Origin of the sequence: Bacillus sp. FSL H7-0578 (assembly GCF_038630855.1) — a bacterium.
Classification (GTDB): Bacteria; Bacillota; Bacilli; order Bacillales; family Bacillaceae; genus Bacillus; species Bacillus safensis.
Map to the genome: position 1 here is coordinate 401,552 of NZ_CP152045.1, position 12,155 is coordinate 413,706.

Consider the following 12,155-nt stretch of genomic DNA (forward strand, 5'->3'; position numbering starts at 1 on the left):
GAAGAAACGATGTTAGTGAGTAGACGAAAAGGACATGCAGCAAATCATATCGTCAGAATCAACGGAAAACGATTGGATCTCAAAGCATTAGAGCAAGTCATGATGCTTCATTTTCCGCTTAAGGAATGTGCAATCATTCCGAAGAAAAATCAAGAAGGCAGTCTATCGCTTGTGCTATTTGCACAGGCGAAGGACCCTTCGCTGACAAGAGAGGATCTGATGAAAGGTCCGCTTCATCCTCATGAAGTGCCAGCCGCTCTCGTCTTATTACCTTCTTTGCCAAAGACAGAAAGTGGAGCAGTCGACAAAGAGGCACTGCTTTCAATTGAAATCATAGATCAAGAGGAATTAAGAAAGATAGAAGAGCGCACCAAAGCTATAGATGGTGTAGAGGAAGCGGCTGCTTTCATTGAAAGTCAGCCAGAAAAACGAACGCCCTATCACTTAGATGATCTGTTTCCTGATCGACAGCGTACCCAAGGGAACGGACCGCTTTCGAAAAGTGAAGCGAGCGAAACAAAACCATCATCTCTACATGAGAAGCCGCCCGCACTTGTGTATGGCGGAGATGTGATCAAAAAACCAGGCACACCTGTCACACTGACAGAGGTGCTGATTCGATCAGCCTTTATGTCACCAGACCGCGGGGTGACCTATATGAAAGAAGACGGGCGTACGTTGACCCAAACCTATCCTGAATTACTAACAAGCGCTGAACGGGTTCTGTGCGGTTTAAGGGCAGCAGGACTGACAAACGGTGATCAAGTGCTACTTCAATTGAAAGATCATCAAGATTTTATCACGGTATTCTGGGGCTGTATTCTCGGAGGAATCATTCCGACCCCGGTCTCTGTGCCTCCTGTTTATGATGAAATGAATCAAGGTGTGAATAAGCTGAAGGGCGTGTTTCAGCTGCAAAATGAACCTTTCATTATTACGAATGAAGCAAGTGCTGAGGACATTGCTGGGCTGCGTGAGACATTTGAAGCAAAGGTCATGCCTATCTTAACAATTGAAGCATTGCTGGCGTATGAACCAGATGAACAGCATTATGAGCCGGAGCCGGATGAGCCTGTGCTGCAGCTCCTGTCTTCAGGAAGTACGGGTGTTCCAAAGTGTATCCGTCATCATCATCAAAGCATTTTATCTAGAATTATTGCTTTTGAGCAGGTTAACGGCTTTACACATGAGGATGTGTCGCTTAACTGGATGCCGCTTGATCATGTTGGTGGAATTGTCATGTTTCATGTACATGACGTCTACCTTGGCTGCCAGCAGATTAGTCCATCTATCGATCAATTTATCGAGCGGCCGATGGTGTGGCTGGATTGGGTAGAAACATACGGTGTCACAAGGACATGGGCACCAAACTTTGCTTTTGCCATGATGAATGAATATGAGGACGACATTCGCAAGGGGAGCTGGGATCTGTCTACTCTGACTTATATTATGAATGCAGCCGAAGCGGTTGTTCCGAAAGTCACGCAGCGCTTCATGCATATCATGGGGCAGCATGGATTAAGCCGTCATGCGATGGTACCTGCTTACGGCATGTCAGAAACATCCTCAGCCATTGTTCAGTCAAAGAAATTTATGCGGAACAGTGAACAGGATGGACAGCTGACGATCGATCAGACCTCGTTAACAAGTGAGATCGAATATGTGACGCACGATCATCCGAACAAGATGACGTTTACAGAAGTCGGCACGCCGATTCCTTCTGTATGGATTCGAATTGTAGATGAGCATCACGAGGTGCTGCCAGAAGATCAGGTTGGGCGCTTGCAAGTGAAGAGTCCAACAATTATGATGGGCTACTATCAAAATGAAGAAGCCAATCAAGAAGTTTTTGCGGAAAACGGCTGGTTTCACACAGGGGATTTAGGTTTTATTCATGAAGGGCGTCTCGTTCTGACAGGTCGAGAAAAAGACATCATTGTTATCAACGGCGCTAACTATTTGAATTACGAAATTGAAGCGGTTGTTGAAGAGGTGGACGGGGTTGAAGTCACCTTTGCCGCTGCGTACGGCATTTATAATCCCGAATCAAGCAATGACACGCTTGCCGTCTTTTTTGTCTCACAAAGGGATTCAATAGAGGAACAAATCACGATAATTCAACAGATGAGAGAGGCCATCATTCGAAAAATCGGAATAGAGCCTGATCACATCATTCCGGTGAAAAAAGACCAATTTCCAAAAACGGAGAGTGGGAAAATCCAGCGTGCCCAGTTAGGCGCAGCACTAAAAGATGGAGCATTCCGTGACATTGAACAGGCACTGGATCTTGCTTCTGAAAATGAACAAACACTCCCAGACTGGTTTTTCAAACGCATTTGGGCTAAGGAGCATATCGGTCCAACTCAGCCTTTTGCTGACCATGTTCTCGTTTTCGAGGATGAAAAAGGACTATATCAATCGCTTTACGCACAATTTGAGCAAAAGAAACAGCCATATATTTCTGTGAGAAAAGGGCATGAATTTTTGCGTCTGTCCAAAGGGATGTACCAGATAAATCCGAGAATCAAGGGGGATTACGTCAGGCTCGTTGCCGCACTTGAAGCAGATGAACTAAAGACCGGGCGCATGCTCCATCTGTGGAATGTGTCAGACAAAGAAGACATCGTGGATCCTGCGCAGTTCAAAGAGCTGCATGCCAGCACGGGTCAATCCATTTTGTACTTGTATCAAGCATTGAGACAAGCAAATAAAGAGCCCATCCGTCTTGTCGTTGTGACAAAAGGCGGTCAATTTGTGAAGCCTGGAGACGATCTTCATGTGGAGAAAACGCCGCTTGTCGGTCTGCTAAAAACCATTCCGCAAGAATGGGAAGGAGCAGAGGTGTCTCATCTTGATATTGAAGCGGAGGATGTAGAACAGGATGCCAAGCATATTGCGGAAGAATTGTCTGCGATTCATATAAAAGCAGAGGTTTCTTACCGAAATGGGGACAGATTCGTACCAAAGCTGGAAAAAGTCAATATGATTGAAGCGCCTCAAACAGGAGGATTTTTAGAATATGAAGGTCTTTATTTATTGACTGGAGGACTTGGCGGAATTGGGTTTGAGCTGTCTAAGCAGATGCTCCAATTTGGCTTAAAGCTCGTATTGATTGGACGGACATCTCTGGAAGACAGCTTGGAAAAGAAAGAAGCCTTCTCACAGCTAAAAGATGTTGGTGACGTCATTTATATCCAAGCAGATGTGACCAACTTACGTGACGTCGAACAGGCGATTTATCAAGCAGAAAAGCATTTTGGACAATCGATCCGGGGTGTGCTGCATTTGGCCGGTGCTGGTAATGTGTCTGAGCATTTTCAGCAGGCGGACAAGTATACACTGGCTCATACGTCAGAAGAGGATTTCACAAAAGAAATGTCAGGGAAAGCAGACGGGGCATGGGTCCTGCAGGAAGCCTTTAAGTATGATCCGACAGTACCGTTTGTCTTTTTTGGATCGGTCAATGGCTTTTTTGGCGGCACAACATTTGGGGCATACTCTGCGGCCAACAGCTTTTTAGATGGACTCGCGCACGCTCTCACCTTTCAAGAAGGAAGACGAGCAATCTCTTTGAACTTCAGTATGTGGGATAATCTCGGTTTGTCTAAGGGGCATACCGGAGCAGCTCTCACCGTTCGCAAGGGATTTCAATTGATTGGAAAGAAACAAGGTCTCCATTCATTATGTTTAGGTGTCCGGCTCAATGAAGCGCATCTATTTATTGGTCTGGACGGAGCAAACCCAGACATCGCCGGGTATCTTCAGCCAGCTCCAATACCGGTCTTTGAGAAAAAGCTTTTTTACACCGTTCAGCCTGGCAAAGAAGTGCATGTTGAAGAGATCACGAGCGCCGCAGCAGGCAAATGGGACATTCAGCAAGTACAGGAAATACCGAAAAAACAAGATGGCTTTATTGATCATGAAGCCCTCAAACTGAATCATCACAAAAATGGACAAAGTCTTGAAAAGCAATTACCAGAAACGAAGACAGAGCAGGTTCTTGCCGCCATATGGCAGGACATTTTAGATGTAGATCGCGTGTACAAAGAGGATCAATTCTTCGACCTTGGCGGACATTCACTAAAAGCGACTCAAACCATTTCCCGGATCAATCATGAATTTTCAATGAAGGCGCCTTTAAAAATATTATTTGAAAGCAAACATCTGGCACATCTGGCGCAAATGGTTGATGACATCAAAGGGGCGCCAGCCGTTCAGGAGGCTGAAATTCCAAAGCTTGAAAAGCAAACAAGCTATGAATTGTCTCATGCCCAGAAGCGTATTTGGTTCTTATCCACATTAGAAAAGAGCCATCATTACAATATATTAGGTGCTTGGAAGCTGACAGGACCATTACACATTCAAGCATTAACAAAAGCGATTGGTCTTTTAACAAAACGGCATGAAGCACTTCGGGCAGTATTTAAATCACTTGGCGGCAAGCCGGTTCAACTCATTCGTGAAGACCTTCCGCCATCTGTGACAGTGGCCAATTTCTCGTTATTTAATGAAAAAACAAGAGCGAGAAGACTCAAGCAGCTCATTCAGCAAGAGGCAGAACGTGTCTATGATTTAGAAAGAGGGCCTCTTGCGCAGTGGACGATAGTAGATATGGGCAAGGAGGAGTATTATCTCCTTTGCGCGCAGCACCACATCATTTCAGATGCATGGTCACTCAGCCTGCTCATTCAGGAATTAGAAGTGGCATATGACGCACTGCTTGCAGATGAAACGCCGCAGCTCCCAGCCTTAGAAATCGAATGGACAGACTATGTACATTGGGAGAATGAACAATTAAAGCATCATCAAAAAGACCAAACCTATTGGCTCAATACGTTACAAGGTGAACTTCCAGTGCTGGAGCTGCCGTTTGACCGTCCTCGTCCGCCGGTTCAAACATTTAACGGTGCTACAGAGCAAATTGTACTGGATGAACCGCTTATCCGACGCTTGCAGGCTTTGTCCAAAAAGCAGGGCACGACCTTGTTCATGACGATGCTGTCCGCGTACTACGTCCTGCTTCACAAGCTGTCCGGACAGACGGATATCATCATTGGATCGCCTATCGCGGGCCGGGATGCCAAGCAATCAGAGAAGCTTGTTGGGATGTTTGTGAATACACTTGCGCTGAGACAGGACGTCTCAACAGCAGAGACGTTCGCTGATCTCTTGGAAAACGTGAAAGAGATGACGTTAAAAGCCTTTGAACATCAGCATTATCCATTTGATAAGCTTGTCGATGACCTTTCGTTAGATCGAGATTTAAGCCGGTCACCTATTTTTCAGGCGGCTATGGGGTATGTCACCGATTCGCTCGATGTAAACCTTAAAGGGCTGACAAGTGAACATGTGATGGTCCATCATACAGTATCTAAATTTGATCTCACCCTTCATATATTTGAACAGGAAGAGCAGCTGTCGATTCATGTGGAATACAATACGGATTTATTTGATCAAGAGACCATTCATCGTTATATGAACTATTATCTCCATGTGCTAGATGGCATGACGGCACAGCCTGAGCGTACATTTGCTGATTATTGCTTAATGGACAAAGTGGAACAGGCGGCCATGATTCTAGGAAAAAATCAAACAGATACGCCATATCCAAAGCGGACGCTTCAAGAATTGTTTGAAGAACAGGTGAAGCGTGATCCTTATCGTATTGCCTTGTCCTATATGGATGAACACATGACGTATGAAGCCTTGGATAAGAAGGCGACAAAGCTTGCTGCTTACTTGCAGTCAAAAGGAATTGGACCAGGCTCCCTTGTCCCGATGCTATTTGATCGCTCCTTTGACATGATTGTGTCGGTACTAGGAATCATCAAATCTGGTGCTGCATATGTTCCGATGTCACCTGAATATCCTGATGCACGCATCCGTCTCATCGTTCGTGATACGCAAAGCGATGTGATCATCACTCAGTCTCATCTTGCAGATCGTCTAGTAGGCTTTACAGGTACAAGGATTATCATGGACAAGCCAATACGAGAAACAAATGCAGTGTATCAAAGAGAATCATCGATTATAGGTGAAGACCAGATCGCCTATGTCAATTACACATCAGGCTCAACAGGTACACCAAAAGGCGTGATGCTCCCTCATGCAGGAGTTATCCGCTTAGTGAGAGAAACAAACTATATCAAGCTCGGTCCAGATGACAAAATGCTACAGCTCTCAAACTATGCTTTTGATGCCTTTACATTTGAATTATGGGGAATGCTGCTGAATGGCGGTCAGCTGATTCTGCTCCCAAAATATGCAGCACTGAATATGGAAGAATTAACGCAATTCATCAAAACGTATCAAGTGACAGCCAACTGTCTGCCAACCGCATTATTTAATCGACTGGTGGAGCACGATCCAAAAAGTGTGGCAGGCTACCGCACATTACTCGTTGGCGGGGAAGCCATGTCTAGTGAGCATGCACGAAAGGCACTGCCGCATATGGAAGGTGTGCTTGTCAATGCTTACGGTCCAACAGAAAACACGACATTAGCCACAACACATCAAGTCACACACGTGCCAGCAGGCGCAAAATCAGTTCCAATTGGTGTGCCGGTGTCGAACTCAACTGTTGTCATACTAGACGAAGCGCTCAATCCAGTACCAGCAGGCGTCAAAGGAGAAATTTATATCGGCGGAACCGGCCTTGCGAAAGGCTACCTTCATGATCCAGAGCAGACAAAGGAGCGGTTTATTGACAATCCTTTTCCTGAACTAAAGGGAGACAAGCTGTATCGTTCAGGCGACCTTGGTACATGGCGGTCAGATGGCACCATTGAATATCTCGGCCGAAAGGATCACCTGGTGAAAATTAGAGGCTACCGTATTGAATGCGGAGAAATTGAGACAGCCCTGCTCAAGCATCCACAAATCAAAGAATGTACAGTCATCGCCAAAACGTATGGCAGCTCAAAACGGCTGGCGGCCTACCTTGTGACAGATGGAGAAAACCCTGTTCCGAGCTGGAAAGCCTTTTTGCAGGAAAGCCTGCCAGGCTATATGATTCCAAGTTACTTTGTCGTACTGGATGAAATGCCGGTGACAACGAACGGGAAGGTTGATCAAAAAGCACTGCCAGAGCCAACAGAAACAATCACCCTTTCACATGATGACGACAAACCGGTCACCGAAACGGAAGAGCGGATTGTCGCCGCTTTCAAGGAAGTGCTTGGTGTGAAGCAAGTAGGTATGTATGACTCCTTCTTTGATTTGGGCGGCGATTCCATTATGAGTATTCAGGCTGTGGCCAAATTAAAAGAAAAAGGTGTTCGAGTTGATCCAAAATGGATTTTCATGCACCCGTCGCCTGCGCAATTAGCCGCACATTTGGACGCAGTGCCAGAAGCCGCTGAGAACGTCGAAAGGTCTCCGAAGGACTACGTGATCGAGCTGAAAAAAGGCGATCCAGCCGAACCGAGAATATTCTTTGCACCGCCTGCTGGTGGAACGGTGATGGGCTATATTGATGTTACTAAGCTCATGACACATCAAGGTGCTGTGTATGCCTTGCAGTCTCCTGGCCTATATGAGGATGAAGAGCCGCAATTCCTCCATTACACGGAGCTTGTAACCCTTTTTATTGAAGCTATTGAGACGTTCTACCGTCCGGGGATTGACTATCTCGCAGGGCATTCAATGGGCGGGCATCTTGCCTACGGAATGAATCAGCGGCTCTGCCATGCAGGGAAAGCACCGAAAGGGCTCATCATTTTAGATACGGTGCCAGTGCTAAGAGATGAGGCAGATCAGGCACTTCATGCCGATATGAACGAAGAAGAAGTGAAAATGCTCGCGCTTGTCCTTGGAATGGGGAATCTGGTCGGCATTCAGCCAGAAGCTTTACAAGGATTGACCTTCCAAGAAGTGAAGCAGAAAATTCTCAAAGAGGCAGAAAAGGATGAAGTTGTTCATCAATTCATGAATGATCAATATTTAGATAAATATTTGCAAATGCAAACGCATAATACGATCATGTCACAAGCCATTGAATTAGAAAAAGAACCATTCCCTGTGCCATTTTATATTGTCCAAAGCAGTGATCACGCAAGCGATTTCCAGAAGAAGTTCGCAGACTGGGAGGCTTATACGAAAGAGTCGTGCTCGTATTACCACATCAAAGGCGACCATGTCACCATGATGAAAAGACCGCAGGCAGATGAACTGGCACGGATTCTTCAAACGATTATAAAGGGGTAAAGACGTATGAATCAGTTATTGAAAACCTTTGAAAAAAAATCAGATCTCATTCAGCTTATTTGTTTTCCTTTTGCCGGCGGATATTCCGCCTCATACCGTCCGCTTTTTGAACAGCTAAAAGACGTGGCCGAAATCACAGCAGCAGAGCCCCCAGGGCACGGCACCAATCTCATGCCGCTTGAATCAAGCATTGACCGGCTGGCAGAGCTGTACAAAGAAGGACTCACGAACAAATTGAACCGCCCATTTATTCTGTTCGGACATTCAATGGGTGGGCTTGTGGTATACAGACTAACCCAGCTGCTAGAAAAGGAAGGAATTTATCCTGCAGCAGTGGTGATCTCAGCCATTCAGCCTCCACAAACAAAACGGCAGATGCTGACGCATTTATCCAACGAAGCATTTGTACAGCATATTGCCGAAATGGGCGGGATTCCAAAGGAATTACTAGAGAACAAACCAATGATGGATTACTTTACACCGTCATTGCGTGCAGACTACCGGGCACTGGAAACCTTCCAGCACACAGATCAATCGATCATCGACACACCTGTTTATTTATTCAATGGGAAGCAAGATGAGAAATGCATGCAGGATGCAAGCGGCTGGCTAAAATGGGCAAAAACCATCGAGCGCACTAATTTCGATGGAGGCCACATGTATATCAACACACACCTTGAGCAATTTGCAGAAGAGATGAGACATGTCATTGAGCTTACAGCCAAGCAGCAATTGATCAACAATTAAGAAAAAACGACCCATCAATAGGGTCGTTTTTTACTGAGGAATCATACTTGAAAACGCTGATATGGCTAATGAAAATAAGAATAATAAAACGAAAGGAATGAAAAATTTATAGCTTCTATTTTCTTGATTTTTTACGTAAGAATAGCACCACACACTAAATGATACTATGACGAAAATATTGATGTTCCATAAAAATGGAAGTGTAATCGTTCGTTCAGCATTAGATACTTTTAGTAGGTATAAAATAATAACAATCAAGTTGCCTAGCAAAATGTAATAGTAAGCTAATATCCCTTTTTTAAAAATATTTTTATAGGAATCTTTTATTCCGAAAATGATAAAACTTAAAAAAATGACTAATGAAAAAAATAAAACCTCAACCATTGGCTTGAATATTTCTCCAATCACAGCAAGTGAAATACCTATCCACTTACTAACTTCAATTACATCTTGATTCCCATCAAGTTGTAGTTCCAGTAGGTTTTTGTTTATTTCATCCATTTTTATTATAGAAAGGATGAAAGCTATTATACCAGAAAGCATACATACTAATAAAATGTGTTTTTTCATAATAGCACCCTTTAACAATATCAAATTTTTATAAAATAAAATTCAATCATCGAAGCAATAAATAATAAGAAAACGCCGGTTATAAGCTGACTAGCATAGATTTTCCCTTTTGTTTTAAATGAAATTTTGTTTTTAGATATGATATATCCTATAATCTGTCTTGATATATCAAAAGAGACAAAATAAAAAAGGAACAAACCGACAATCTCCATCGGAGCGTGGAAAATAATATAGTATAATGCTATATCAATTCCATATATATAGGTATACGATATAAAAAATGCACCTAGGAAAAAACCATTTAGAAAAATAATCATGCTAGATAACAAACCTAAACTAACTATTCCAGATATTAATATTAGGAGTGACACAAAAAGGTTATTTAAAAAAATTTCTAGATAGCTATGAATCTCAATGTTGTTTTTAAAATCTATACTATCTATAAATGTTGAAGCAAAAATACTTAAACTAAAACCTCCTAAAAATAGTATGATAAAAACTGAAAAATTTTTAAGATAATTTTTCAAAAAATTTCTTTTTGAGTTGATCTTCATGAAAAGTCACTCCTGAAGATTTTTTTTCTGAGTGAATAATACTACCATTATCAATAAAAAGGATTTCATCACATAAGTCTGCAGCAAATTGAATGATATGTGTGGAGAGCAAAATGATTTTGTTGGCATCTCTGAAATTTCTTAAATGTTTTTTCATGTCAGCCATGTTTGTAGGATCAAGACCTGTAAATGGCTCATCTAATAAAATAATGTTTGGATGATGTAATATTGTTAAAATAAAAGACATTCTTTGTCTCATGCCTCTTGAAAGAGCAGAGGAACGGCGGTGAATTTGCTCTTCTAATCCATATTTGCTCAATAAATCCTTGATTTGTCCATTTTCTAAAGGTTCTTCTACAAGCATAGATTGATATTTTACAAGTTCAAAACAGGTTAAGTTTTCAAATAGAGTTGGATCGTCTTCCATATATCCGACAGAAGAAAAATTTTGCTTTTTATGATTTATTAATATTTGACCTTCATCAGGATTTATTAATCCAGCTACCATTTCTAAAATAGTCGTTTTTCCAGCACCATTTTTACCTAATAGTCCGATTATTCTACCCTCTTGGAAATGCATCTCAGGGATCATAACTTTAAAGTTAGACTCTTTGTATTCTTTAATTAGACCATGAATTGATAACATACAATCCCTCACTCAAATAATGTTTTAAATGATTTGTAGTTTTTATTGATTGTTCTATCCCAAAATTTAATCATTAAAAATAAAATGATGAATGAACAAGCAGCCATAACAGAATTTGTTAAAATGAGATATACTGTGCTGTATGAGGAAATCACTGATAAAGCTAGAATGAAACCATAACAAATATTTAAAGTCAATTTACTAAGAGAACTTGGAACTTGATAAACAAATTCCCAATTAAAATAAGGAAATACAACAGTAGAACCGACAGTACAAATACTGACGAGAATGCAAGTGTTTATTAAAGTAATCATCACGTAAAAAGGCTGATCTAGTTTTAATACAAAACTTGAAAAAATGATATATAAAATACAAAAAAACAAGTGTAATATAATAGATAAAATAATCTTATTTTTAATTTTATTTTTCACTAAGTTAGGTAGATTCTGTTTCAAAGGAAGAATGGGGCCATCAATATCAAAAGAGACATATGGTTGTATGGCATTCGATATAATAATCATTGGAAAAATTACACTAAAAATAAATAAAAAATCATTTTCTATATTCAATGTTTCAAGTTGATTTGTATTAACACCATAAAGAATGAGACCAAATAACCCCCCAGATAATGTTAATATAAATAATAATACTGACCATTGAATAGGAGGATTTCTCAAGAGAAGTGTAATTTCATAAAACAAGATATGATTAAACTCTCTAGATGTTCTTTTTCGTTTTTCTTGTAATTCTTTTTGGGAATTAAAAATTGGTACATTACGAACATTTTTCTTCCAATTCATCAATAACAATAAACTAATGAATGTGAAGATTAAAATAAAATATATTGAATAACTAGATAAAGAATTTGTTAATAAATTGAATCTAAATACAGTGAATACCCATAGAGCAATGAGGCCTGTAGTTATATAACCAATGCTCGATGAAATTGAGAAAAACTTTGGATTAGAAAGTAGCAACAAGACGTGTAATCTAAGTAAGTAACCAAAAATAAAAGAAGTGGCAGCCAGAGCTGCTATTGTAAAAGATCCCTCGTACCCATTTATAATTAAATTTGCTAAGTAAGACCCTAAAATGAAGAATAATACACCCACAATAGTGCTGAGAAACTTACTCATATCTTTGCCGAAAATATATTGATCTAGATGAACTTTTAAAATAGCCATCTGTTTTTTATCAGAGGAGAAAAGTATTCTCATCAAACTCTTATCAATATTAACTGTAAACATAAATATAAACAGCGATAAATAAATTATTGATAAATCCTTAAAGAAAAAAGGAGTTAATATACCTAGTAATAGTGGTGTTATTATGTATAAAAAAGCAAAAAATACAAAAATGAGAGCATCTTTCCGATGATGTCTTCTTAAATCATTGATTAACAAGATTTTTGTATATGTTAAATATTTATGCAT

At 41.0% G+C, this 12,155-nt stretch carries 6 protein-coding genes; 2 read left to right on the top strand and 4 right to left on the bottom strand.

Features of this window, described 5'->3' with window-relative positions; all coding sequences use genetic code 11:
• The first annotated feature begins 9 nt into the window (after positions 1-9).
• Positions 10-8,205: a non-ribosomal peptide synthetase gene (locus MHB41_RS01975; protein ID WP_326134945.1), complete on the top strand. Its 8,196-nt coding sequence runs from the start codon at positions 10-12 to the stop codon at positions 8,203-8,205.
• A 6-nt stretch (positions 8,206-8,211) separates the two neighbouring features.
• Entirely contained in the window at positions 8,212-8,952 is a 741-nt protein-coding gene (locus MHB41_RS01980; protein ID WP_065215329.1) for an alpha/beta fold hydrolase, read from the top strand.
• A 30-nt stretch (positions 8,953-8,982) separates the two neighbouring features.
• On the opposite strand, the gene MHB41_RS01985 is transcribed toward MHB41_RS01980, so the two are convergent.
• The 4 genes from MHB41_RS01985 to MHB41_RS02000 are packed head-to-tail and all read right to left on the bottom strand — an operon-like array spanning position 8,983 to position 12,155.
• Positions 8,983-9,522, bottom strand: coding sequence for a hypothetical protein (locus MHB41_RS01985; protein WP_041116633.1), 540 nt, complete (start codon positions 9,520-9,522; stop codon positions 8,983-8,985).
• A gap of 20 nt (positions 9,523-9,542) precedes the next feature.
• Entirely contained in the window at positions 9,543-10,076 is a 534-nt protein-coding gene (locus MHB41_RS01990) for a stage II sporulation protein M (RefSeq protein ID WP_061110382.1), read from the bottom strand.
• Positions 10,033-10,722 (bottom strand): ABC transporter ATP-binding protein, encoded by a 690-nt coding sequence (locus MHB41_RS01995; protein ID WP_061110381.1) that lies wholly within the window; start codon positions 10,720-10,722, stop codon positions 10,033-10,035. Before MHB41_RS01995 ends, MHB41_RS01990 begins: the two co-directional genes overlap by 44 nt.
• Before the next feature lie 8 nt (positions 10,723-10,730).
• Entirely contained in the window at positions 10,731-12,155 is a 1,425-nt protein-coding gene (locus tag MHB41_RS02000; protein ID WP_217008888.1) for a hypothetical protein, read from the bottom strand.

Excerpts from the sequence above, each read along its gene's own strand:
- MHB41_RS01975 (WP_326134945.1), top strand. The coding sequence starts at position 10 with ATGTTAGTGAGTAGACGAAAAGGACATGCAGCAAATCATATCGTCAGA.
- MHB41_RS01980 (WP_065215329.1), top strand. The coding sequence starts at position 8,212 with ATGAATCAGTTATTGAAAACCTTTGAAAAAAAATCAGATCTCATTCAG.
- MHB41_RS01985 (WP_041116633.1), bottom strand. The coding sequence starts at position 9,522 with ATGAAAAAACACATTTTATTAGTATGTATGCTTTCTGGTATAATAGCT.
- MHB41_RS01990 (WP_061110382.1), bottom strand. The coding sequence starts at position 10,076 with ATGAAGATCAACTCAAAAAGAAATTTTTTGAAAAATTATCTTAAAAAT.
- MHB41_RS01995 (WP_061110381.1), bottom strand. The coding sequence starts at position 10,722 with ATGTTATCAATTCATGGTCTAATTAAAGAATACAAAGAGTCTAACTTT.
- MHB41_RS02000 (WP_217008888.1), bottom strand. The coding sequence starts at position 12,155 with ATGCATAAATATTTAACATATACAAAAATCTTGTTAATCAATGATTTA.